Origin of the sequence: Wolbachia endosymbiont (group A) of Opomyza germinationis (genome assembly GCF_964264765.1) — a bacterium.
In the GTDB taxonomy this organism is placed as follows: Bacteria; Pseudomonadota; Alphaproteobacteria; order Rickettsiales; family Anaplasmataceae; genus Wolbachia; species Wolbachia pipientis.
In genome coordinates this window covers 1,178,696-1,204,365 of sequence record NZ_OZ183482.1, presented here as the reverse complement: position 1 = coordinate 1,204,365, position 25,670 = coordinate 1,178,696, and the positions used below count along the sequence as shown (strand labels likewise).

General features: G+C 35.3%; 21 protein-coding genes and 2 pseudogenes. 13 read left to right on the top strand and 10 right to left on the bottom strand.

All coding sequences use genetic code 11. The features are described 5' to 3' along the window. The first annotated feature begins 44 nt into the window (after positions 1-44). Positions 45-188 carry a hypothetical protein gene (locus tag ACFEL3_RS05965; RefSeq protein WP_153801319.1) on the top strand — a complete coding sequence of 48 codons (144 nt, stop codon included), beginning with the start codon at positions 45-47 and terminating at the stop codon, positions 186-188. Between the two features lie 731 nt (positions 189-919). Here the strand turns inward: ACFEL3_RS05965 and ACFEL3_RS05955 are convergent. Further along, entirely contained in the window at positions 920-2,455 is a 1,536-nt protein-coding gene (locus tag ACFEL3_RS05955; RefSeq protein WP_010082403.1) for a lysine--tRNA ligase, read from the bottom strand. A gap of 108 nt (positions 2,456-2,563) precedes the next feature. Between ACFEL3_RS05955 and ACFEL3_RS05950 the strand changes: the two genes are divergently transcribed. From ACFEL3_RS05950 to rsmD, 8 genes are all read left to right on the top strand, one after another. Then, positions 2,564-2,860, top strand: coding sequence for a type IV secretion system protein VirB3 (locus tag ACFEL3_RS05950; protein ID WP_007548615.1), 297 nt, complete (start codon positions 2,564-2,566; stop codon positions 2,858-2,860). Positions 2,861-2,869: 9 nt separating this feature from the next. Further along, positions 2,870-5,275 carry a VirB4 family type IV secretion/conjugal transfer ATPase gene (locus ACFEL3_RS05945; protein ID WP_010962886.1) on the top strand — a complete coding sequence of 802 codons (2,406 nt, stop codon included), beginning with the start codon at positions 2,870-2,872 and terminating at the stop codon, positions 5,273-5,275. Next, on the top strand, positions 5,268-7,832 hold the full coding sequence (locus tag ACFEL3_RS05940) for a type IV secretion system protein (RefSeq protein WP_265017987.1): 2,565 nt from the start codon (positions 5,268-5,270) through the stop codon (positions 7,830-7,832). The genes ACFEL3_RS05945 and ACFEL3_RS05940 overlap by 8 nt, the downstream gene beginning before the upstream one ends. Before the next feature lie 9 nt (positions 7,833-7,841). Then, entirely contained in the window at positions 7,842-10,229 is a 2,388-nt protein-coding gene (locus tag ACFEL3_RS05935; protein ID WP_375316755.1) for a type IV secretion system protein, read from the top strand. After that, positions 10,226-13,204: a type IV secretion system protein gene (locus ACFEL3_RS05930; protein WP_208571614.1), complete on the top strand. Its 2,979-nt coding sequence runs from the start codon at positions 10,226-10,228 to the stop codon at positions 13,202-13,204. Before ACFEL3_RS05935 ends, ACFEL3_RS05930 begins: the two co-directional genes overlap by 4 nt. 89 nt (positions 13,205-13,293) lie before the next feature. After that, positions 13,294-17,022 (top strand): type IV secretion system protein, encoded by a 3,729-nt coding sequence (locus ACFEL3_RS05925; RefSeq protein ID WP_095742764.1) that lies wholly within the window; start codon positions 13,294-13,296, stop codon positions 17,020-17,022. Continuing rightward, complete coding sequence (locus ACFEL3_RS05920) at positions 17,012-17,644, top strand: hypothetical protein (protein WP_010082417.1); 633 nt, start codon at positions 17,012-17,014, stop codon at positions 17,642-17,644. The genes ACFEL3_RS05925 and ACFEL3_RS05920 overlap by 11 nt, the downstream gene beginning before the upstream one ends. 122 nt (positions 17,645-17,766) lie before the next feature. After that, positions 17,767-18,315: a 16S rRNA (guanine(966)-N(2))-methyltransferase RsmD gene (rsmD, locus tag ACFEL3_RS05915; RefSeq protein WP_010082416.1), complete on the top strand. Its 549-nt coding sequence runs from the start codon at positions 17,767-17,769 to the stop codon at positions 18,313-18,315. Here rsmD and ACFEL3_RS05910 read toward each other — a convergent pair. From ACFEL3_RS05910 to ACFEL3_RS05895, 4 genes are all read right to left on the bottom strand, one after another. Next, on the bottom strand, positions 18,312-18,605 hold the full coding sequence (locus tag ACFEL3_RS05910) for a hypothetical protein (protein WP_010082415.1): 294 nt from the start codon (positions 18,603-18,605) through the stop codon (positions 18,312-18,314). The genes rsmD and ACFEL3_RS05910 overlap by 4 nt on opposite strands. A gap of 4 nt (positions 18,606-18,609) precedes the next feature. Beyond that, positions 18,610-19,200 carry a COQ9 family protein gene (locus ACFEL3_RS05905; RefSeq protein ID WP_010082414.1) on the bottom strand — a complete coding sequence of 197 codons (591 nt, stop codon included), beginning with the start codon at positions 19,198-19,200 and terminating at the stop codon, positions 18,610-18,612. 6 nt (positions 19,201-19,206) lie between these two features. Then, on the bottom strand, positions 19,207-20,760 hold the full coding sequence (locus tag ACFEL3_RS05900; protein WP_007549232.1) for a Mur ligase family protein: 1,554 nt from the start codon (positions 20,758-20,760) through the stop codon (positions 19,207-19,209). A 708-nt stretch (positions 20,761-21,468) separates the two neighbouring features. Next, entirely contained in the window at positions 21,469-21,606 is a 138-nt protein-coding gene (locus ACFEL3_RS05895) for a hypothetical protein (protein WP_010962879.1), read from the bottom strand. A gap of 136 nt (positions 21,607-21,742) precedes the next feature. On the opposite strand from ACFEL3_RS05895, the gene ACFEL3_RS05890 reads away from it, so the two are divergent. Genes ACFEL3_RS05890 through ACFEL3_RS05880 form a run of 3 tightly spaced genes read left to right on the top strand, consistent with a single transcriptional unit; the run spans position 21,743 to position 23,506 of the window. Then, positions 21,743-22,102 carry a ferredoxin family 2Fe-2S iron-sulfur cluster binding protein gene (locus ACFEL3_RS05890; RefSeq protein ID WP_265017985.1) on the top strand — a complete coding sequence of 120 codons (360 nt, stop codon included), beginning with the start codon at positions 21,743-21,745 and terminating at the stop codon, positions 22,100-22,102. 2 nt (positions 22,103-22,104) lie between these two features. After that, positions 22,105-23,145, top strand: coding sequence for a hypothetical protein (locus tag ACFEL3_RS05885; RefSeq protein WP_010962877.1), 1,041 nt, complete (start codon positions 22,105-22,107; stop codon positions 23,143-23,145). Beyond that, positions 23,129-23,506: a cytochrome c-type biogenesis protein CcmH gene (locus ACFEL3_RS05880; RefSeq protein WP_010962876.1), complete on the top strand. Its 378-nt coding sequence runs from the start codon at positions 23,129-23,131 to the stop codon at positions 23,504-23,506. The genes ACFEL3_RS05885 and ACFEL3_RS05880 overlap by 17 nt, the downstream gene beginning before the upstream one ends. Positions 23,507-23,850: 344 nt before the next feature. Here the strand turns inward: ACFEL3_RS05880 and ACFEL3_RS05875 are convergent, their stop codons facing one another. The 5 genes and pseudogenes from ACFEL3_RS05875 to ACFEL3_RS05855 form a co-directional block, all read right to left on the bottom strand. Beyond that, a complete protein-coding gene (locus tag ACFEL3_RS05875) occupies positions 23,851-24,069 on the bottom strand; it encodes a transposase (protein WP_182321042.1) in 219 nt (72 codons plus the stop codon). A gap of 41 nt (positions 24,070-24,110) precedes the next feature. After that, complete coding sequence (locus ACFEL3_RS05870) at positions 24,111-24,263, bottom strand: transposase (RefSeq protein WP_369408987.1); 153 nt, start codon at positions 24,261-24,263, stop codon at positions 24,111-24,113. After that, positions 24,240-24,421 (bottom strand): annotated as a pseudogene (locus ACFEL3_RS05865) (transposase); the annotation flags it as partial. The pseudogene ACFEL3_RS05865 and the gene ACFEL3_RS05870, both read right to left, overlap by 24 nt. 5 nt (positions 24,422-24,426) lie before the next feature. Continuing rightward, the gene (locus ACFEL3_RS05860; protein ID WP_369408983.1) at positions 24,427-24,582 is read right to left on the bottom strand and encodes a transposase; all 156 of its coding nucleotides are present in this window, start codon (positions 24,580-24,582) and stop codon (positions 24,427-24,429) included. Between the two features lie 167 nt (positions 24,583-24,749). Beyond that, complete coding sequence (locus tag ACFEL3_RS05855) at positions 24,750-24,923, bottom strand: hypothetical protein (protein ID WP_010082315.1); 174 nt, start codon at positions 24,921-24,923, stop codon at positions 24,750-24,752. 133 nt (positions 24,924-25,056) lie between these two features. On the opposite strand from ACFEL3_RS05855, the pseudogene ACFEL3_RS05850 reads away from it, so the two are divergent. Next, a pseudogene (locus ACFEL3_RS05850) lies at positions 25,057-25,329 on the top strand (transposase); the annotation flags it as partial. Positions 25,330-25,670 lie beyond the last annotated feature (341 nt).

Sequence of the window (25,670 nt, the reverse complement as noted above, 5' to 3'; positions counted from 1 at the left end):
ATTCGCGGTATCTCTTAGCATAGATCCCGCTAACAGGTAGCGGGATGACGGTTGTCAGGCTAGCTGTCATCCAAGTAGCTCGACTACTTGGATCCAGGAAAAAGAATGGTGTCATGAAAGTAGCTGACACTGATTCCTTTATGATGGTGTCATCCCAGTGCCCAGACACTGGGATCCAGGAAACTTAATTGCAAGTAATGCATTGGATTTGGTGAGTATGGGTTTTGCGTTATAGAATGAAGCACTTTTGGTGAATTTATAAAGAAAGCTGGATCCCAGTGTCAAGCACTGGGATGACAAGGTATAAACCTTATCTTCATGCCGCCGCGAACCGTCATACCGCGATTCATTCGCGGTATCTCAGCCGCTAACAAGAGATCCCGCTAACAAGTAGCGGGATGACGGTTGTCGTTCAGCCACAAACATTAAGAAATTTACCAAATGAAAAAAAAGGCAAAAGAAGCCCCGTGGTTATTATCCGCTTTAAAATATTGGCGTTTTTTATGTTTTAAACGCTTGACAAGCGAAATTCAGCTGCTTTTAATTGCAACTAACTTACGCTGCAAACGTTTAAGAAATTTACTAAGCAGAAAAAAAGACAAAGAATCCCCGAGTTAGCTAGTCTTTTACTATCTCTGTCGAGTATTGGCATTTTTTGATGTCTTGTAACGCTTTATAAGCGCGTTCAGCTTATTTAGATAAAAATCTAGATGTAGATGAAGTTTTGTAAAGACATACAGTATCTATATACTGCAAAAAATTGAACATAAGACGCCGATACATTAAGTAATCCTTACCTTTTAATCTGCAGATTGGCGAAAGCAAATACAATAGCTTCAGTTTCATGATAAGGGGGCTAGCGGAGTTTGTCAAGGAATTCTTATTAAAACTAAAGAGCTCAAATGAAAGGAGGTAAACTCTAAAGTATACATTTAGTAGCGCTTTCTATGAGAGAAATCGTATTACCTATTCCGTAAAGCTTTATGAAAGATCCCATTCTTGGACCGGTTTTTTGGCCAAGTAACGTTTCATATAATAGCTGAAACCAGTCACGTAAGTTGGTGTAATCATATTTTTTTCCAATAGAAAATACCTGAGATTGAATTTCTTCAGCAGTAGCAGTTGTAGATAGAGAATGTAAAGTGTCCTTCAAATCTAGTAACGCTGCTTTTTCTTTTTCATTTGGAGTTTTATATGATTTTGTTGGCTTGATAAAATCGTGATAATACTTTACTGCAAAGTCTGAAAGTCTATCAAGCATTTTATTATTTTCTGGTGTAACGTTTGGTGCATAAGAGGATATAAAACCCCATAGGATCTCTTTGTTTTCAGCATTACAAGCTGCTGCTAGGTTTAAAAGTAGTGAGAAATTTATGCCTGAAGTTTCTATACTGGGAACATTGCCCTGGTGAATGTGCCAAGCAGGATTATTTATATCCTTTTCTTTGTTCTCATGATAACGCTTTACAAATTCTAAATATTCATCAGTTGATTTTGGTATCACATCAAAATATAAACGTTTAGCTTTTTTAGGACTCTGAAAAATGTACAATGCTAAGCTCTCTGTTGGTGCGTAAGTTAGCCACTCTTCAATTGAAATGCCATTTCCTTTTGATTTTGATATTTTCTTTCCTTCTTTATCAAGGAAAAGCTCGTAGCAAAACAGAAGTGGTGGCTTTTCTCCAAGTATTTCACATATTTGACTTGAAAGCACAGCAGATGGAGTTAAATCTTTTCCGTGAGCTTCGTAATTTACTCCAAATGCGGCCCACCTCATTCCCCAATCAGGTTTCCATTGCAGTTTACATTTTCCTTTTGTCACTGGAACTTCTATTTTTTCCCCGTTTGGGTCTTCATATGTGATTGTTCCTTTCTCTGTATTTGTTTCAATTACTGGAACTTGTAAAACTTGAGAAGTTTTTGGGCATATTGGCAAGAATGGACTATAAGTCTGCTGTCTTTCTTCCCGAAATGATGGAAGCATTACGTCCATCACTTTATCATAATTTTTCAGTAAGAGTAAAAGTTTTTCATCGTAAACGCCAGATTTATAACACTCTGTTGCACTCCTGAACTCGTATTCAAATTCAAACATATCAAGAAATTTACACAACAATGAATTCATATGATGACCATAACTCTGATGAGTGCCAAATGGATCAGGTATCATAGTCAATGGTTTATTTAAGTGCTCTCTTAGCATCTCTTGATTTGGCACATTATCTGGTATTTTTCGCAAACCATCCATATCATCTGAAACTGCAATGATTTTGGTTTTTATACCAGGAGCTATTTTTTTTAATGCATTTACAATAACTGTAGTGCGGAAAACCTCTCCAAAGGTTCCTATGTGGGGTAAACCAGAGGGTCCATAACCAGTTTCAAATATTATTTCTTTTTTATTAGGAAACTCTTGCAATATTTTTTCTGCTTCTTGAAATGGCCAATTTGTCATTATCGGGATTAAATAATGTATCTTAACTTAAAGTGCTACTAGTTTCAATGGATTTTTAATATAATGATATAGTATTAGTGTTAGAGCTATTATTAGAAGGTTAAAGATATGTCCACAGGTAGTATACAAACAGATCAATTATTTAAAGGTCTTACAAGACCTGCAATGCTCTTTGGTGTGAGTTATATGTTTGCAATATTAAACGTCCTGATTTGCATGCTAATTTTCATTAATTCAAATGATTTAAGAGTGATTCTCTTAATGTTACCAGGTATACATGGACTTGGTTATATAGCTTCTGCAAAAGAACCGTTGTTTATTGAATTATTTATGGTAAAATTGGGAAAGTGCTCGAAATGTTTAAATCGTTTTTACCATGGAGCCAATTCTTATGATATTGCTTAACGTTGTGTGATGCTGAGGTTTAGGGCTATTCAATCAAAGAATAAATCTACTCTGAACAGGGAAGTTCACGCTGCTGAATTTATTCCTTATTCTTGCTATTGGAATAGCACAACCTTGATGACAAAAGAAAATTGGTTGGTTAAGGTTATAAAATTAAGTGGTTTTGCATTTGAAACTGCCGATGACGAGGATTTAGTCATACAGAACAACATCAGGAATCAGATGCTAAGAAGCATTTCATCTCCGGCATTTAGTTTGTATTTTCATACTATCAGACGTAAGAAAAATATTTTTTCTGATGAATTTGCAAGTCAAGGTTTGCCGAATTTTTTCGCTAATCACGTAAATCTAAAATGGAGAGAAAAACACGCAACAAGGCAATCATTTATTAATGACCTATACATTACGATTATCCGTAGAGCGGACACAAAAGGAGTAGAATTTTTGTCACATCTACTAAAAAAATTCGGACATGTAACTTCAAAACATGCTTGGGAAAGTGATATACGTGCCACGTATGAAGATTTAGAGGAAACGACAAATCGTGTAGTGACAAGCCTTAGAAATTATTCGCCTAAAATTCTTGGAGTAAAAGAAACTCCAGATGGTTTGTTCTGCGAAATAATGGAGTTTCTATCTAGAATCGTAAATTGTGGATTCGTTACAAATACGCTTTTTCCGCTAAGAACTGAAATATCAAGGTACTTACCAGTACATAGGTTATTCTTTGGCCGTAAGATGATACAGGTTGTGACTCATAATGAGAGTAAATATGCTGGAATAATTAGTATCAAAGAATATGGAAATCATACTTCTGCAGGAATGCTTGATTCGTTTTTACAACTTCCTTACGAGTTTATAATTACGCAATCTTTTCAATTTATAAACAGGCAAATGGCGATTGGAAAAATGCAGATACAGCAAAATCGAATGATACAGTCTGCAGATAAAGCTATTTCTCAAATAGCAGAAATTTCTCAAGCGCTTGATGACGCAATGAGTGGTAAGATTGCGTTTGGTCAACATCACCTGACTATTTTATGTATAGAAAAAAGTCCTAAATCATTGGATAACGCTCTGTCGTTGGTAGAATCAGAGCTTTCTAATTGCGGTGTTTACCCTATACGTGAGAGAGTTAACCTTGAACCAGCATTTTGGGCGCAAATTCCTGGTAATTTCGATTATATAGTGAGAAAAGCTACAATAAGTAGTCTTAATTTGGCTGGATTTGCATCTCAACATAATTATCCTACTGGTAATAAATTCAATAACCACTGGGGAGATGCCGTTACAGTTTTTGACACGACATCTGGTACTCCATTTTTTTTCAACTTTCATATAAGGGATGTTGGACACACTATGATAATTGGCCCAACTGGTGCTGGTAAAACTGTTTTAATGAATTTCCTGTGTGCCCAAGCGATGAAGTTTTCTCCAAGGATATTCTTTTTTGATAAAGATCGCGGTGCAGAGATTTTCTTAAGAGCACTTAGTGGTATCTATACTGTAATAGAACCAAGAACTAAAACAAATTTTAATCCTTTACAACTTGATGATACCTCTGATAATAGAACATTTTTAATGGAGTGGATAAAGTCTTTAATTTCGGTATATAATGATAAATTTACTTCAGAAGATATTGCACGAATTAATGATGCAATTGAAGGAAATTTTAAATTAAGAAAAGAAGACAGATTCTTGAGAAACCTCGTACCGTTTTTAGGGCTTGCAGGTCCTGATACTCTAGCTGGGGCAATATCTATGTGGCATGATAATGGTTCTCATGCTGCAATATTTGACAATAAAGAAGATTTGCTAGATTTTTCACGAGCAAGAGTATTTGGTTTTGAGATGGCTAGCTTGCTCAAAGATCCTGTTGCTCTTGGACCGGTCTTGATTTATTTATTTCATAGGATTAGTATATCTCTTGATGGCACTCCATCTATTATCGTTCTTGATGAGGCATGGGCGTTAATAGATAATCCAGTTTTTGCACCCAAGATAAAAGACTGGTTGAAGGTACTGAGAAAACTAAATGCTTTTGTGATTTTTGCTACTCAGAGTGTTGAGGATGCAAGTAAAAGTACTATTAGCGATACGCTTGTACAACAAACAGCGACACAGATTTTTTTACCAAATCTGAAAGCTACTAGTGTCTATCGGGATGTTTTTATGTTAACTGAACGTGAATATATATTAATTAAGCACACAGATCCGAGTACTAGATTCTTTTTGGTGAAACAAGGAGTCAATGCTGTAGTAGCTAGAATAGACTTAAAAGGCCTGGATGATATAATCAACGTATTATCCGGACGTGCAGAAAGTGTTCTATTGTTACACGATATATTAAATGAAGTTGGGGACAACCCAAAAGTATGGTTGCCTATATTTTATCAGAAGGTAAAAAATGTTTAAGACTAAGCTGTCATTGCTATTAATTGCGATATTTTTACTAAATATAGACTTTTTACTCTCATATCCAGTGCTTGCAGATGGAGTAAGTGGTACTGACAAGACAGAATTTGTTAGCAGATTTAATTCCACTGGCAGTTTTAGTCGTGCCTCTAATCCTGATTGTAGAGCGTTTAAAACAGCTGCAGCACTTGCTGGAATAGCGATTGCTGTTGGCGCAATATTTACTGGCATTGTTTTGATCGTTTCTTCTGCTGGTTTGTTTACCGCTCTTGTTATTGTTGGAATGATAGCTGCAATTGTTGGAGTCTGGAAAGCGATAGGAGGGCTTGTTGTTTGTGAACATAGTTTTGTTAAACACCCAGTTGCACGTGATCATGATGGAAAATACAAAAATTTTAAATTAGAAGACACAGGTTATAGTGGCTGCACCAATGAAAATTACCAAACAGAAGAGGAATATTTTTCTTGTTTGCAAAATAAAGCTCGGGAAGACGTGAACAAAAAAGATTATGACGGGAAAAGAGCAGAAAAAGAAGCCTTAAATTCTAACGTTCAGGAGAGTACAGAGAGTTATTACTGGCCAAAAAATGGTGTGCAATACAGTGAATATATAGAAGTATGTCATCGAAACCCTTTAACTTTTGGTAATCTTTTTAATAAGGTAGACTTTAATTCCAGAGGAAAACCTGGATACATAGACTTTGATGTCAGGGAGAAAGACACTGGATACGTAGATGGGTCATGGTCCTCGAAGGTTGATGGTGGTCTGGAATGTAGAGTTCTCAAAGCAGGACAGAGCGAACCCATACATGGAGCTACATTCAAAGCAGTGAGAAAAACGGGCAGATTATGTGTGGAGTTAGCCAGTGTTAGCATGCTTGGTATCGAAATGACTCCTTGGCCGCAAGGGGTTGATATGGGGTGCACGGAATTGCCACCTGACCCACTTGCTCCTATGTGTGAAAAATCTGTGATGATATTCAAAAATAAAGATGGTACAGGAGAGGAAAAAGTTCCTATTGGTAATAATGATGACTATAAAACTATTATCAGATCTAAAGAAAAAAGACTCAACGGACAAGGGGGGAAAATTTTTGTAGGTTATGATAATGCTGGCTGTTTTAGCTCGTATGTTTCTGAAGCTTGTTATAACCAGGCAGGGAGTAAATCATTAGCTCCTATTCCCGTAACTTCTATGATAGTGCAATGCATTAAGGAATCGTTAGATAATTTAGTTGCAGGTAAAGGTGCACCAAATGGTGAGAGTTTTATATCTGTAGCACAGAAAAGGCTGAAAAACACTGTAACTGCTGTTTTAGTTTTAGCTTTAATACTGTTCTCTATAAAAGCCATGTCTGGTGGAGTTCAGAGGCCTCAAGAAATGTATATGTTGATCATAAAATTCGCTTTAGTGATTTACTTCACAACAGGCAGTACCATGTCTCATTATTATGGAGAATTAACTCGTCTCTCAAATGGTTTGTCAGAGATAGTGCTAAAAGCATCATCTGAAAGTAAAGGCATATGTAATTATAAAGCAGGTACAGATTATGAATATACTCGTGCAGGAAAGAGGGTATCTTACAGTTATCTTGCACCTTGGGATAGGCTTGATTGTAGAATTTTATTTTATTTAGGTGCCCCTTTAGATGGAATTGGTGGCAAAATTGGTACTGGAGGTGTTGCAACGTTAGCAGTCTTGCTTGGTGCTGCTCCTGTCTTATTAGTTGCAGGTTCGGTAATCGGTATTATTTTTGCTGGTGGACAAATTTTAGTAGCTCTTGTCTGTATATTTATGGCCGTTCTGATGATGATGGTTATTTTGTGGCTGTGCTATGTATTTATTTTATCTCTAGTTGCTTTAAGTGTAATCATCATTTTATCACCTTTGTTCATTCCTATGGTTTTATTCCAACACACCAAAGGATATTTTGAAGGCTGGGTGAAAGAGTTGATTACCTATAGCTTATACCCGGTTATCCTTTTTGCGTTTTTGTCCTTTATGTTCATAGCATGTGATAAAATCTATTTTAAAAATTTAAATTTTGAACTGGACGAGTCATATAAAAATGAACAACCGGACAAGTCATATGAAAAGAAACAAGCAGAAATCTCATATAGTAAGAAAAAACAGTGGTTTAAATTGAAAGATGGGGAATGTGATAAAAATGAAACTACTCTTGCATGTATGATGCAAAATTATAGCTTTAAAAAGAGCAGCATACTTGGTCTATTCGACTTTACATACATGGAGTTTGGCAGCTCTCTCATCGGAGAATTATTAAAATTGTGTTTAGTATTATTCCTCTTTTACCACTTTTTAAACATTCTTCCTGGCATGGCTGCTGAACTTGCTGGTAACCATAGAGCAGCACTTGGCTCAGGTCAGACACCTGGACAAATAGTGGGCAAAGCTTTATCTGCTGCCAAAGCTGCTGCTGGGGGTGTTGCTGGAGTTGCTGGTGCTGCTGCTAAGAAGTTGAGTGGTGGAGACAAGAGTAAATCTCGAGGTTCTGGTTCTAGTAGCTCCGAGAGTGTTAACAAAAGCACTGAATGAGTTGGATTTATGCTAAAATTTTTGCTGATAATACCGTTTTTTTTTCTGTCAGGCTGCGGGGAACATCACTGTATTAAGCCAGAAAATTTATCAGGTTTGCGTGAAAAACTAGATATAGTGTCAACAGAGCAGAAATGGGTTGATTCTGGTGTTAATATCTCAGATAGAATAAGAGTAACAGAGATTGATATAGTGCCTAGTAAGGTTAATTTTTGTCCTAAGCAGTATGCAGATTTTGCAATTGGGCCTGGGAGAAATGACGTTGCATTACCATTTGCACTTAAAAAAGGCGATACGATAAGCTTTAGTGTGATTGGAAGTAAAGTGTGTAAAGATAAAGAGAGTGAGACAAAAATCAGGTATTTGAAAATCGACGAAAAGTGTAGCGAGCAAGAAACGGAACATTTTGCACATGTTTTAAATCAAGAGAAATGCCAAGGTGGCAAGGATGGGATATGTCCTAATAAATATATAATAGGCGATGCGCAATGGTTGAGTGGAAGAGAGTACTGGTTTTCGAAGTTAGATCAAGATGAAAGAAAAAAGGAAATTGAAAATATTATTAACTCTATAGAACAAGGAGAGAATATAGATTGCAGTAAGCTTTCAGAGAGCAGTGCAAGTAAGATAGATACGCACATTTTAAATTCACTCTGTAGACGTATATGTAAATTTTCTTCTGGTCGTAGAGGCGAGGATTGCGTGTATATTGAATATAATAATATAGAAATTGAGCTATTCAATGCTTTAAATTCTAGTGGTGAATCTGTTGTTGCTGAAATTATTAGTAACGTATTAAAGGGAAAACAGGTAAAAACTGACATTACATTTCTAAAAGTTGGTATGGATAATGAAACTCTTGAACACATTCCAGGTGGTGGTTTATGTACTAGTTGTGATCATAAGATGGAGAATGACCATCAAATACCAAGTTTAACTTTTAGTCTATGTAGCAGAAATGACAAGAGCTGCTACAATACAAATGACAAAGGCGGGTTCAACATAAGAGTAACGAAGAACCATAGTCTGGAAAATAGCTTGTATATAAGTGTTTCCGATAAATTCCCTGAGCATAAGCCTGGTGAAAATCAAGCGGATATATCTGTAGATATCAGCAAAGTTCATGACATGGAAAACTTGAAAGGAAAATTAAAAGACAAAACAGGCACCATATATTACGGAATAAGAGACCATGGCTGCGATTACAAAAATGAAGGTCAATTTAGTATTAACCTAACAACTAAAGAGCCACCTACAAAAACTTTTAGTGCAATATATAATTTCTTTGATGAAAAAGTGAAAACTGCATTTTTCGGCTCTAATTATAAAGACCCTAACGCAATTCACTCTGATACTAGTCCTGTAAAGTCTCTTTACGAAAGTTTTATAAAATCAAGCAGAACAAATACCATTAGATCTACTATAATATCACTATTAGTACTATATATAATCTTATATACTCTTTATTACTTTTTTGGATTAACTCATATTTCTATATATGAGTTTTTAATTATATGCGTAAAGATAGGAATCATCGCCCAGCTATTGCAGGATAATAGCTGGGACTTTTTTTATAACAACGCATTCTCTATATTTATTAACACTCCAAAACAACTAATAGAAATAGCAAATTTTAGAGGCACTACTTCAAATGTTTTTGAGTTTCTTGATTTGCCGCTCAATAGGTTCTTGTCATCGCATTCAGTATTGTTAATAGTATCTCTTATATTTTCTGGCCCTTTGGGCATTGTATCTTTTTGCTTGGTGATTTGGGGTTTAATCACAGTGAGCTTATCTATTTTTAATGCCTTATTTTCTTTTATTACATCTATAGCAATAGTTGCGTTATTGCTTTCTTTAGCACCTATTTTTATTATTTGTCTTTTATTTGCGTATACTAGGCAGATGTTTCACAACTGGGTTAAAAATTTAGCAAGATTTGCGATTCATCCAGTAGTGCTTTTAATTTTTATATCACTGATAAGCCAGGTTATGGATTATATTGTGTATTCAGTATTTGATTTTGAGGTCTGCTCTACATGTATACTTAATATTAACTTAAAGATTTTTAACCCTTGTATTTTTTATGGTTATGCTTCCAAATATACACCTAATATTACCGCTATGATGGCTTTTGTTATTTTGGGACACGCTATGAAAGCTTTAGTTGAAGCTTCTTCGACAATATCTGACTCGTTGTTTGGTGCTTATGTAGCAAGCGAACCTGGAAGACAGTATCAACAAAGCTTAATGGGAACAGTAGGGTTAGATGAACAAAGCGTTCAAAGAAGAGAAAGAGGAGGTGCTTCTCAACAGTCAGGTACGTCAAGACCTCAAATACCACAAGGGACTCAAAGGTCAACGCCTCAGATACCACCACCAGGAAGACAGCAATGATAAGTAAAAGATCACTATTGTTGATACTGTGTCTTGCAATCACTGGTTGTAACATGGATTGTGTCGAACCTGGGTTGCAGAGCAGAAACACTAGTGTTAACGTGGATGTTCCAGTTCATAAAGCTGGTGAAGAAGTTAAAATTCATTGGGTTGATTCTGGTCAAGTAATTAGTAAGGGTGAGGAAATCAAATTCACCCTCGATGGATCAGTAAATTTTTGCCCTTTTAAAGAAGACAAAAATCCAAGGAAAGTACTTGTGCCAGCTAGCTTTTGTGCTGATGGCTCAGAACCAAATTATAGTAAAGCTGCAAATATTAACGATGTGCCTAATAATTATGGCGTTGATGAAAAAGGCGTAAATAAAAACGAATTGTGCGGTGGTAAAGGATTTGGCAGCAATAGACGTTATGTAGACACTGGAATTAAAGTAAATCCTGGTGATAAGTTAAGCTTTAGCTTAGTTCCCAGAAAAATAACAATTGATTATGACAATCCAGGAGGGAAAGGTATCAGCTTTGATGACAATTGTTATAGAGCTGAAGAAGGAGGTGAAAAAGTGTCAGAAAGTGAAATATTGAATGTTAGCAAGCAAGAGGGAGAGGAATTTTTTTGTGAGGGCAAGGATGGAAAGAGAAATAAAATAAAATTTTTACCTCTTGATAAAACAAAAGCAAAGGAAAGCAAAGTGCTAGTTGGCAATGGGTACACTCCATATGATAATAAGGTACATTTTAATAAAGGTTATGTTAAAAACAACGAACCATGGATACATGGCTCGCTGTTCGATTTACGCCGAGCTAAAATAGGATTGAATGAGTTATGTGATGGAAAAAACTGTAGTTTGGATGAGAAAAAAAAGTACAGTTCTTATGAGCTTAATTGTTACTATCAGAATATATGCTATACTAGAAAAGGTATATGGAGCTATGATTCAGGTCGAGCAGGAGAACGGAACTGTGTCTCCTCTATAAGGTATAAGAAGTACGATAAAGGAAATAAATGTGATATGTATTCTTATCTAGAAAAAATGGAAGGGAATGTTAAAGCAGGTAGTTTTACTGAAGATGATAAATCTTGGGCTGAGGCTCTTGTTGCAAAAATTGGTGATCTTGGTGATCAAGATACTGATAAAGGTATGCAATGTCTTCCAGATAATGAAGTAGGTGCAAGAAAGGATAATGTGTGTTCGCAAATTAGTGACAATTTCGAGGATTTTTCTCTGAAATTAAATAGTGACTATGCAGTAAATGACAATGTAAAATATGGTAGTAGTGTGATGCTTGCTATAGCAGATTATGGTTACTATGGAGCTAATAGGGGCGGGTACCATGTTAAAGTGACTAGATCGTGTGAATATATCAATGGTGAAAAACTGTATGTGTATTTGGGTGATAACCCGCCAGGGGATCCATCTGCTCCAAAGACTAATGATTTCAAAAAAGTAGAGCACTTAGATAAAACAAAGGATAAGGTATATTATATAATAGATGGAGGTCTTTTAACAGATGAATGCAAAGACAAAAAACCTATAACAGATGAATGCAAACCTAAGAAGATATATTTCGGCATCAATGTAAGCAACGTAGAGAAAGATGACATTACGGACAAAAATGGCAAATATTACGAAAACAATAAGTATAGTGTAACTTTATTTGTCAAAAGAAAAATTAATGATTTTATTTCATCGAATGTAAACGGGGTATTTAAATTTATAAAAGAAGAAGTAATTGGGGACAGCGTTAAAGATTCATACAAAGGATATGCAAGAGGTCTTCTTCAGGGGGTAAGAGCTTTACTTACTCTATACGTTATATTTACTGTCATTGGCTATATGCTTGGAACAATACAGCTAAGTAAATTTGATTTCATTGTAAGAATGTTCAAGATAGCATTTATAGCTTTTGCCTTTAGCGATAGAAGCTGGGAACTTTTTGGTACAACTTTATCCAGACTTTTTATAGATGGTAGCACTTATTTGGTTGATAGCTTTTCTGGCTATATAGGGGAAGGGGGGAGAAAATTTGCATTCTTAGACTTGACAGCAGGAGTATTATTCACAGCAGAAACTTGGTTAAAGTTTTTATCATTGATGCTCTCTGGTCCTTTTGGCTTTATTGCATTTTTGGCAATACTCTACGCTACTTTTATGTTCTTAAAATGCATTATTAGCGCTACGTTTAAATATGTAATATCTACTGTTCTAGTGGCGTTTTTACTGTCATTAACACCTTTATTTATCGTATTTATTCTATTTCAAAAGACTAAACCCTTGTTTGATAATTGGATAAAAACGTTGGCTCATGTTTCATTAGAACCAGTCATTTTATTTTCATTTTTATCTCTTTTAAATCAGTTGATGTATTCAGTTTTATATAACCTCACAAATTTTTCTGCATGCTATCAATGTTTAATTAGCGTAAATTTCTTATCGTATGATCTGTGCTTGATGAAATCAATACTGCCTCTTGGATACAGTCCTGGCACTAGCGTTGATGTTGCACTCAGTACCGGAGAAAGGGCTGGTGGACACTTTGCAGCATTACCTATAGACCTAATCCAGGCGTTTATATACCTCATTATTGCCGGTGCAATGGAAGCTTTTGTTTCTATATCGGAAACTATGGTACAAACACTATTTAGCTCTGGTTATGGAGTTACTGGCGGTGTTGGTACAGTTGCTAAGAGCGCATCGCAAGCTATGCTGTCAACCGTTGGCCTTGATGATAAGACCCAAAGTATGATACAGAGTATCAAGCAGAAAATGAGTAAAGATCGGGGAAAAATTGAGGCTAAATTACCTAACACGCCAAAGCAACCAGACAAAAAAGAAGATTCTAAAGGAAGTTCTGATAAAACAACGAGTGATAGACCTAAAACATTAAAACAATCAGATCAGCAAAAAAATTCTGATGAAACAATAAGAAGTGATCCTAGTGCTAAAGCTAAAAACAAGGAAGAAAATGGAGAGGAGTAAGATATAAATGATATTATGGAGTAACTAATTAAAAAGATATTTTAAGTAAAGTTTTAGAAATTTATTCTGTATTTGGAAAAAGTTTAGATATGCAATCACGTTTAGGCAAATGTTGGTTTAGGGTATTACTTCTTGCAGCTTATGTGCTGATCACAGGTTGTAGTAAAAACGATATGCCTTTTCCAAGGTGTATATCTGCTGACTATTTTGGTCCTAAACCTATTGCAGTAAGCGCTCATTTTTCAAGCGACCACGATGCGTTTATTCCAGGAGATGGAGAAGTTATTGATCCTGAAACTGGCGAAATTAATTATGGTTTTCACCATAACCAAGTGGTGAAGTGGGAGGATACCGGACTCGAAACCAATGGAGATAGTTTAAAAGTGCGAGTTAATGGTGCATGGACATCTTGGAGTAATAATAACAAGAAGGAATCTAAAAAAGGCAGTTATACCTTACAAAGCTTGGAGCAGTTAAAATATGCAACTAAATTTGAAGGTAAACAAAGTGATAATAGTTTACCTAATTTTCACTTAGTTTGTAATGATTATAAACCTAGCATACAAAAATTTTCAAGTAAGCCTAATGCAAGTTGCACTGTAAATTGCAAGTGCATTAATGAAGATGATAGTGCAAATACAGTATCACGTGGTGCTCCATGTTGGTTTACCAACGGTCATGGTGCTTATCTTTTGTTTCAAACGGGGAAAGATGATCCTAACGAAAATCTAAAGTTAATGCGCGATCCTCAATATCCTACTGTACATCTAGGTTATAACTCCACAGCAGAGGGCGACAATGGATTTTTTACTTTAGACAGAGATAACACTAAATTAAAGGACAGAAATTGTAATGAGTTGAAGTTAAAAAAGGGATGGAAAATATATGTAAAAATATTAGATAGATATTACTTAGATAATGTAGGTGGCTACTCTTTTGAGTTCTTAAGTGGAGTGCAGCAGCCAAGTAGTTTTGGGTTTTTTGATTACATTTATAACTATCTAAAATGTGTATTATTGATTAACGAAAATTGCAAAGAACATTTTAATAGCAATGATCCTGCAGTTGCACAAGCTATGTTCGAAAATATAGCTGAAAAAAGTACGAGCTTTCACAATTTTGTTCTTTCCTTGCTTGTTCTATTTGTAATGATTTCATCGCTTCTTTATCTTTTTGGCATGATACGAGAAACTAAGCATGATATGCTCATCAGAATGATGAAAATCACTCTAGTAATAGTGCTTATATCTCCTGGAAGTTTTAGATTTTTCTATGATCATTTTCTTGTTTTATTCGTTAAAGGTCTTGAACAATTGATAAGTGTAATTACTAACTTTGCTCCCAACATGAACACCGGAAGTATTGCTCAAGGAGATGAAGCTAAGTTGTTTAGCTTCATGGAGGACATGTTCAATAAATTTTTTGCTTATTCTGTTTGGAAAAAGTTTGCAGCGTTTTTACATTACCAAATGTGGGCAAGCCTTCTTATGATACCGGCAATTTTCATAGGGATTGTACTATACTTCTTGTTGTGCTTGTATGCTTACATAATATTTCTCTCTGGCTTTATGGGTATAGCTTTTCTTATAGCTATCATGCCACTGTTTCTAATTTCTATTTTATTTTCACCGCTGAAAAGTCTATTTGAAGGTTGGATAAAATTCTGCATCAGTTTTTGTTTACAATCGATTATGATATTTACTCTCTTGTCATTGTTGGCTTCAATGATAATGAACACCTTTTATAGACAACTAGGTTTTACTGTATGCTACAATAAATGGTTCGAGGTAAAGTTATGTGCTCCAAAATGGGTGTTTGGCGGTTTTTGTATCGTTGATAAGCAGTACTTTGGTTGGACCCCAGGGCAAATTTTTGTACCTTACACTCTTGGAGAAGCTTCTTCTCTTAACATAGATAAAAGTATAGAAGGTATAGAAAAGATAAGCAGAGAAGGTGGTACAATAAAATTTACTGGTGGTGCTGGATATATCCCGCTTCCACCAGATTACCCTAAAGATAAAAATGGTGAACATATAAAAGGGTTTCGTTATATAGATTATCCTTTCTTTAATCCAATTCCTGGAACTAAAGATAATCCAGCAGACCACTATATTGCAGAAAGTGATATGGTAGTTAGTAATGGCTGTAGTGAAAAAGATCTAGTGCGCTTAACAAATAGTTTATCTCATGCATCAGAGAGGGCTGACATTATATTACTGATCAACAATATAGAGAAAAGGATAGGTGATGTTAGTGAAATAATAAAACGCTACTGTCAAGATATAAATAAATGCAATAGTTATAGGGAAATAATTAATGAAATAAGATCTTTAGTGCGGAGTGCGGTAGAAAAACAAGGTTGTAGAATACTGAAACTTCATGATTTATATAAGGATCCCAACAGTGAATACTGTCAGAAATGTAAAGATTGTGAGGATTGCAAAAATTATCAAGAAAATAGCGATTACCAAAGGGTGCAAGACATACAGAGAGGTTATTTAATCAATGCAGGGGAAATCTTTATACTATTCTTGCTTTCATTTTTAATGTTCTCCTTACGCACGTTCGTACAACAAATGGGCTCAAGTATCGCTGGTGGTGGATTCAGCGTTTACAATATATCTAGTATGTATCAGGCATCGCCTTTGACTGGCATAATGGAAGGATTCAAACAGCAGTGGCAAAATTTTGCTGGTAGAGGACTTGAGTCTTTAGGCAGTTGGGCTACTCATTTACCGGATAGATTAGCCGGAGGTGCAGCTAATCTGCTGGGGAGAGTACCAAGAGTTGGAGGAGTGCTGAAATACGCTATTGATGTGCCACGTAAATTTGTAGGTGCTACTATTGAAGCAACGAAGTTTGCAACATCGCCTGAAAATGATGTTGATAAGCTCGAGGAAAAAATTTACAGGGCATTTGGAGTTGATAAGGAAGATATTACACACAGAAGGATCGGTAAATATTTAGATTATTATAAAGGATACGTAGGATCACATTTGGGCTATACAATAGAAGATGCTATGAAGTTTACTTGGGAGCATGGTCTTGACTCTATAGGAAAGCATGGCTATGATCATAACCTACTCTATAGAGCAAAAGAATATAGGCGAGATTTCTTAGAGAAGCTTCATGATTACACTATCGGCCGTAAGAGAGAACCAGAAAAAGACAATCCTGATCAATCAAATAAGGTAGAACGAGAGTTAGGCACGGAACTAGTAAGAGATAACCATGATCAGCCACTAGAAGAAGGCGACCCTCTTCGACTACGAGGGGGAGGTCAGCCAGATAAGGTAGTACGAGAACTAAGCACAGAACAAGAAGACAAGCCTAATCAACTACAGCATGATCAGCCAACAGAAGAAGATAAGCCTGATCAATCAAATGAAGTGACACGAAATTTAGGCACGGAACCAAAAGGTTCAGATGAAATTGATGATTTTGGATCTGCTTTTGAAGGTATGGAAAAACGTGCTGAAAGAGAAGGCAGAAGAAATCAAGATAAAGTTTACAACCTCTCACCACTTTTTGAAATGAACACTCCAGAAGCTGTAGAAAAACGTGCTGAAAGAGCTAGAAGAAAAGAAGAAAGAGATCGAAAAGACGAAGTTTATAATCTTAAGCCTTTATTTAAAGAACCAAAAAATCCAGAAGAGTACGTTAAGGCACTTTTTGAAATGAATACCCAGGAAGCTATAAAAAAACGTGCTGAAAGAGAGGAAAAAAGAAATCGAGAAGACAGTAAAAGGAAATTACCGGAACCAATGAGGAAACCAGATGCAAAAGGAGATGAGAAGAGGATTGAAGATGAAGACTAATAAAAATTTCAAAGGCCTTGATTATTATAAATTGCAGCAAGACAAAGATGGCAACATAAAGTTAAATGACTACGACGACATTTTAAATGCGCGTAGGGCAAGGGTAGACTTGTTGCGGGATAACACATCACTTGACAAGGATGTCAATTTTGCTAAATTGAATAAAGCTTTGAGTGAGAAATTTGTAGATAATCATAGTTTATTGTCTGAATTTGATAAGGAAGACAAAGAGATTGTACAAGAAAGGATTAAGGTGTTTAGTATTTTAGAAAGTCTTGAAGACCTTAAAAGCGTGAAAAGTGAAGATCTGTTAGAGGTTAGCTTACTGCTGTCAGATCTTAGCTTCATAGAGAGAAATGTTGTACTAAATACCGATCAGAATTCTGATCTAGCAGGATTTAAAAACCTATTTATTGAAAAAAAAGCATCTGGTGAAGAGTATAGTGAAGAAGAATGTAGAGGCTTTCTTGATAATATAGATAAAATCAATACTATAATTAAGTTAGAGTTAGAAAGCAGAATTGAAGGGCTAAATCATGATGAAAAAAATGATCATGATGATTTACAAGATGAGATTGGTCAAGCAATTAATGCAGCAGGCAAATCAGAAAAAGATAACTGATGAGTCTTGTGTTTGTGTTTTTCTTACAAGCGACTCGATAGCTTCTCTCTATTAAACTGCTAAAGCCATATTGACATTAATCATATAGTATAAATAATTAATTATTTTGGAGCTTATTTAATATGCTACGCATCATTGCAGGCAAATATCGCGGAAGAAAAATAACTACAGGTAAGCATTTAGCTGCACGACCAACTATGAGTATTGTTCGAGAAGCAATATTTAGTATACTTTCCTCAAGAAAACCTATTTATAACTTGAATGTACTTGATTTGTTCTGCGGAAGTGGCTCTTTTTCATTTGAAGCGCTTTCTCGCGGCGCTAAACATGCATTCATGGTGGATTCAGATTATTACAATTTGCAACTGCCTAAAAAAACAGCAGAAGATTTTGGAATTACGGACAATGTTACGCTAATTTGCTGCAGTGCTAACTGCTTACCAAAACCTATTTCAAAATGCGACATAGTTTTTATAGACCCACCTTACAATAGCAATCTAGTTGAATCAACGTTGAATGGACTAGCTAACTCAGGCTGGTTAAGTGATGATGCATTGATAATTCTAGAGATTAGGAAAAACGAAGGTTTTGAGTGCAATAAAGACTTTAGTATAATCTTGGAACGTATTTACGGTATAGCAAGAATAATTTTTCTTTCTCTATCAACTTAAACTTGCATATACTTTTCATTGATGAGTTCCAGTTCTATTTTCGTCAAGTTTCCGGAGAAATTACTTATTCTGTACTGCCCTAGATCAAAATTTTTATTAAATTCAGAGTCTATTAAATATTCATGTGCTTCTTCAATAAATTTATTTTCTTTTTCTTCGTAACTGGTGTATTTTGTTGTACCATTATTATCCTCACAATAAACTAAATGTTCTTTATGATCAGCATGAATATTTTTATTTTCACAAACCTTTTCAGGATCGTGCTCAAGTACTTTTCTACCAACAATCAATAGCTTATAAGAAATTTCCTATGATTCCTTTTAAGCGAGTTTTGAATTTTTGAAATGTCATGACATTGTTGATACGGTTATCAAGAAACGATAAAGTATCCACAAAATCTTCTGAATAATCATTGATAAAAAAAAGTATCGTACTTAAGTACACTCCAGCTAATATTGCTCTTTTTGTATAGTAGTTAAAATCTGTTGATTGGTCATGAATGCCATACCAAATCGCACTAATAGTTCTGTATAAAAGTTTACTAGAAAAATATGTATTTTTTGGTGATACGGAGAATGATAAAACATTTTTTAAAAGTTCTCTATAATTCGGTAGCTTAGCATAGTTTGAAAGGTGTATTTGAATAGCTAACTTTACTCGCTCTCGCACTTTCATATCTTCTAAATTAGAATTTCTTAATTCAGCTTCCATTGAGCTATTTAAGTCCTCTGCTATGTGCTCCAAAGCGCTATATATTCCATTCTGAAATTTGCAAAAGCTATTAGCTAGATTAAGGTCAGTGCACACCTTTAATAGGGTTTCATCGCTTATCCCTTCAAATGGAATAACCCTAATTAGCTTATCTATTATTAACTTTTGTTCCACGCAACATCATACTAAACAGCATGTGTGATTGTACCTGAGATTTTCAAACATTCTACAAAATGCTTCACCACGTTCCTCGAAATTTTTCCATTGATCAAAAGAAGCACACGCGGGAGAAAGTAATATTGTTACTTCTTCTGCGCTATTTAAGGCCTCTTCAAAAGCCAATCTGAATGCATCTTCTAGATTGCAACATTTAACATAATCTACTTTATTCTCCATAACATTTGCAAAAGCTTCGGTTGATTCTCCAATAAGAAAAGCTTTTCTAACCCTTGTAAAATGCTTGCTTAATGATTCTATTCCACCTTTTTTGCTTCTTCCACCAGCGATCCAATTTATGTTTTCATAAGATAAGATCGCCTTTTCGCTCGATTTTGCATTAGTTGCTTTGCTATCGTTCACGAAAAACACATTTCTTATTTTGCCAAGCAGTTCATTCCTATGCCTCAGTCCTGAAAAGGACTTGATTCCATTGATAATAGTGTTGCTATCTACTCCAAGTACCTTACATACGGCATATGTGGCTGCTATGTTTTCTGCGTTGGATATTAGGTTTATTTTCACGTCGCTTACTGATAAGCTATGATTCTCTAGTTTTAACGAGATCTTCTGGATCCCAGTGCCCCTTTTGTCATCCAAGTAGCTGACACTGGGATCCAGATAATTTCGATCTATACCAGTAATCTGTTCACTATAATCAAGCAAATTGTTACCTGCCAATGATATTAGATCTCTTGCACCACCCTCTGTCATCTGAGTAGTTGGCAATGGTTTTTCTTTTCTGGATTCCAGCGTCACGCGCTGGAATGACATCGGGGAATATGTTACTGAGATTGGAATTTTGTCTCCAGTGAATTTGTTGAATATATCAGCAGTAATCTCATTGTCACATCCTATTACGGCAACCTCACTACCGTTTATCAGTTTTAATTTAGTTGCTATGTAGTTCTCCATACTTCCATGCCTATCTATGTGATCTGGTGTAATATTGAGCAGTGCTGAAATGTCCACGTTAATTTCATTCATCAACTCCAATTGAAAAGAGGAGAGTTCGATTACATAAATTTCTGCATCTCTTTCTAGATCCAAAACAGGAACGCCTAAATTTCCACCAATAGCTACTTTTTTCCCTGCAGATTTTAATATGTGCCCTATTAGTGATGTAGTGGTTGATTTACCATTTGTTCCTGTGACGCCTATTACCTTCTGGTTCGTAGTTTTAGCTTCAAGAAATAGCTCAATGTCTGATTTTATTTTGCAATCAAATCTCCTTGCAAGTTTTACTATCCAATGTGGCTCTGTTGGCACTCCAGGGCTTAAAACCAATGCACTGATCTCATGCCAATTGTATTCCTTGGGATGAATAAAATTACATTTTTTATACATCATTTTTGCATTTGCTATTTGCTCTTCATGATCATCCCATGCATATATTCTTGCACCACTCTTTGTTAGAGCGTTAATGGCGGATAAACCAGTTTTACCAAGACCAAAAACCGCGACGTTTTGATTTTTGTATTTGTTTAGTTGCACTGCTAGATAACTTATGCGAACCATTTTATAAAGATATCGTACAAATTACAACAGACTTCTTTCGTAGGTTACAACTGTCATTCAATAGAAACAAAAAACTTACTTGACAAACTCCGCCAGCGCCCTTATCATGAAACTGAAGCTATTGTATTTGCTTTCGCCAATCTGCAGATTAAAAGGTAAGGATTACTTAATGTATCGGCGTCTTATGTTCAATTTTTTGCAGTATATAGATACTGTATGTCTTTACAAAACTTCATCTACATCTAGATTTTTATCTAAATAAGCTGAACGCGCTTATAAAGCGTTACAAGACATCAAAAAATGCCAATACTCGACAGAGATAGTAAAAGACTAGCTAACTCGGGGATTCTTTGTCTTTTTTTCTGCTTGGTAAATTTCTTAAACATTTGCAGCGTAGGTTAGTTGCAATTAAAAGCAACTGAATTTCGCTTGTCAAGCGTTTAAAACATAAAAAACGCCAATATTTTAAAGCAGATAATAACCACGGGGCTTCTTTTGCCTTTTTTTTCGCTTAGTAAATTTCTTAACGTTTGTAGCTAAACAACAACCGTCATCCCGCTACTTGTTAGCGGGATCTCTTGTTAGCGGCTGAGATACCGCGAATGAATCGCGGTATGACGGTTCGTGGCGGTATAGCAGTTCGTCATCCCGCTACGTGTTAGCGGGATCTAGAGATACCGCGGCGGTATGACGTAGAGCTCGCGTTAGCTATACTTTTATGCTTACTAACTTAATAAAATTCCTGGATCCCAGTGTCTGGGCACTGGGATGACAAGAAGAAGGCACTAGGATGACAAGAAGAGGGCACTGCCGTCTTGGATGGAAACCAGTGTCAGCTACTTGCATAACACCCTTTTTTCTGGAAACCAGTGTCGGCTACTTGGATAACAAAAAATAGGCACTGGAATTGTAAAGAGTTTGCAAATATTAGTTATTACCTGTAGGATATAGAGAAATTAGTAAGGATTTTAATAGGAATAATATGCCATCTGTTACTTTTATTTTATCTGATGGGAGTAAGAAAAGCTATGAAGCTGCAGAGGGAGAAACTCTGCTCAATTTAGCCCACAGAAGTGATCCAGATCTGCTTGAAGGTGCATGTGAAGGTTCTCTTGCTTGCTCTACATGCCATGTAATTGTTGATCCAAAGTTTTATAATGCTGTAGAAATACATAACCCTATATCTGATGAGGAAAATGATATGTTAGACCTAGCTTTCGGCTTAACAGAGACATCAAGACTTGGGTGCCAAATAAAAATCACAAAAGATATCGACGGCTTGTGTGTAACCATACCAAGGGGTACAAGAAATATATCATTGGATAAACAGGGGAGTGATTAGCTATGCGTAAGATTTTTATCTATATTATCATCTCTTTACTTTTGTTTATTCCTGTAGCGTATAGTGGTTTTTGGTATTTTTCTGCATGTAAGGTAAAAAATCTTTTAGCTGAAACAATACTATACATTAACGACGAAAAATTTGATATTTCACATGATTTTAGTGGATTTCCTTCTAACCTAATTTTTCGTGTGACAAACCCAAAATTTTCCAATGAGCAATTAACCATCTCATCTGATGCTTTATTGATAAAAAATAGATTGTTTGATAAATCAGTATATATCTACATACCAAGCAATGAAGTCAATATTGCTGTTCATGGTGATGAGAAAAAGAATATAAAATGCCACACAAACGATAGCAGCCACTTTGTTGTTAGACTAAACGATTTACCATCTTCATTGCGATTCAACAAAAATAGTACCGTGATAGACTATATAGATACACTTCGTTACGAAGATTATGGATTAAAATGTGATGTTTTAGAAAATCAGCAAAGTGTTATAACTGAAGTGAATGATAAAAGCAATTACATTCAATTTCACCTCGATAAAGAACTGAGTGGAAATGCTAAGCTAGGATTTGATTTGTATACTTATCGGTATAAAAATACTGCAAGTCCTGAAAGTTACCTTAGTATCGACATTAAATTTGATTATGAATTTGTAAACGACATCTCGGCTTCCAGAATTAATTTCAATATAGAGAAATTTTTGATTCAAAGTAATAATTTTTCTTTTGCTGCAGATGGTGGGGTAAACAATTACAACTTAGTTACATATTCATTTAAAGACAAAATCAACGTGGCTATATCAAATTATAAAGAATTAATCTCGTTTATGATTGGTGACTCAAAAACTTCAGATGCGTTCGAAAAATTAGTACCTTCCTTATCAGAAAAAACAACTGATAATGGCATTCAATTTTCAATAAAGTACGATGATGATGTAGGGTCAAGCTTTATTGGAAAGTTATCCATCACTGATTTTATGAACCAACTCAGTAAAATAATCCAATTAACCAAGAATGAGAATAGTAATTAGCTTACTTTTCATATTGATATTCCACTCAGGCGTAAACGCTTTTACTCTGGATAATAAACTCAGAGATAAAAGCATGGAAAAACGAGCAACCAGTTTATTTGAAATAATAAGGTGTCCAATATGTTCTGGCGAATCATTGTCTGAATCTGGATCTCAGATCGCGTATGATATGCGAGAAGCAATTCGTAAAAAAATCAATGATGGATACACTGATGAAGAGATAATCTCAGAGTTAAAAAATTCTTACGGCAATTCAATTATAATCGTACCACCTAGCACTTACATTTTGTGGTTTATTCCACTTACAACTCTGCTTATTGGGTGTTTTTTAATACAAAGATACATCAATACAACCACTTAAACCTTTTATATATAGCTAAAGTGACTTAGGTTCTCTAATTGCACATAAGTCAACAATAATTTTCACACAAATCAAAACAGCATATCTTCTCCATAATCCTTGGTAATTTTACATAAGTTAAAAGTAGCATATGGTTCTCTCCGCGGTCTGAGATGACAATAAATTTGTCAAGCCGCATTATACTTGTTAGGCGGAAGTGGACGGCAACATGTTTACCACGAAGTCTAACTAAGTTCTTGCTTGTCCCTTCCATCGGCATTGCTATCTTTATTTTCAATAAAATTATTGTCCTATGCTCTTTTGATGTTTATTGATAATAAAATTCTGTTTTATCAACCAACATCCTATGCATAATTACAGCTAATTTTCTTGCTACTGCTACAATTGCTTTTTTCATTCCTTTTTTCTTCGCAACCCCAGTTTTTTAATTTAAATGTCCTCTTGGTAACTGTAAGCATTGTTTGTGCAGCTTCATATAACATACTTCTACATTCCGCTGGTCCCATCTTTGATATGCTGCCATGCCGATCAACTTTTCCAGAAGAATATTGCCTTGGTGTCAACCCTATATACCCCAGTTGCGGATTAGCCAACGAAGTAAAGCTTAGAAATGCAGCGGCTGCATGGAATATGAAACAAGCGTAGAAAAAATGTGTACCAAAAAATTTATCGGTGATCTGTGGCGAGTATGCTCAATCTCAAATTTGTTTTTCAGAGAGCCAAAAACTGTCTCAATAATCGATCTTTTTCTTAACAAAATCTTCTCATTTAGCACCATTAATGAGTTTTTCATACCCTTTTTATACTGGTTACAAGCTTTAACCCTCTATCGAATAATTCGTGAAAAAGATCTTTTTTGATATATCCTTTATCTCTAAACAATAATCCAGTCAATTTCTGAGTTAAATTTGGCACAGGTATCAACGTTGCCTTTTGTCACCGTAACCCCTTGAATTTCGCCAGTTTCGTTGATTACTAGATGTACCGAAAAACCACCCATAAGTAGTCTTTCCAATCTTTGCCAACCCTTTGAAAACTTTGTTTCTCGAGGTCCTTTTTGGATGGCAAACAGCGATAGATTATGTACGAAATCCCTGTCACTTTTGACTGTTCGCAAAACCATTGCATTAAGAGCGCTAAATACCATAAAACCTGCGATTTTAGCCTGATAAACCTACTATAGGATGGCAATTTTGGAAACGCTGATTCGTATAATAATTTCAAATAATGCACATAGAAAATTTTAAAATTGTCGCACTTGATATAGCAATATTATGGTAAAAATCTCTGAATGCGTAATCTCTGGCGTCCTGGTTGGTTTTTTGCCACTTGGTAGAAGTTTTTCTGCAAAATTTTCATCGACTGTATTGCAAAAATCATCGACTATACAAAAGATTTCTGTTACTTTCTCTTTCATTGGTAACCTCCTATTTTAGGAATGAATATCAAATACCTCGGAGTTTACCCTATTTCCTTACCTTTTCTATTTTTTCTAATTTACAACTGGGGTTAGCAGTGCTGTGAGAATGGTTGAAAGCGCAAAAGAAAACCTCTCGGAAGTTAAAAATATACTGGTCGATGCAGGTTATACAGGAGAAAATTTTGCAACTCAAATAAAAACGATTATTGGAGCAACTGTAGAAGTAATAAAACGAAGTGAATTACATTCCTTTGCTGTATTGCCACAAAGATGGGTTGTAGAGCGATCTTTCGCTTGGTTAGAAAAATGCAGACGATTGTGGAAAAATTGCGAGCGAAAACTTAACACTAGCCTACAAATGGTCGTTCTTTCCTTCATTTCTCTTCTATTGAGAAGATTTTAAACAGGTTCTAAATCTTTATTTTAAAAATGTCATATTGACCACCGGTACCTGAAAATACTATTCCAATTGATCAGAGCTATCCATTTCCTTAATTTTTGTAACGTTGTCATAGGAGTACTATAATTTAGTATCAACTATGTTTTATTGTTTTTGCATCTAAAAAAATTTAGCTTATTCAAGCAGCATTTTGCCTTTTTTTGGATGTAGGGATTTTTTAGGAATTGTCTTCTTGAATTCTATGGTATTTTGTTTAACATTGAAACAAGATTCCAGTGTCAGCTACTTGCATGACATTGTTGGTTAATGTTTTATGGCTTTACGATAGCTATACAACTTATCTT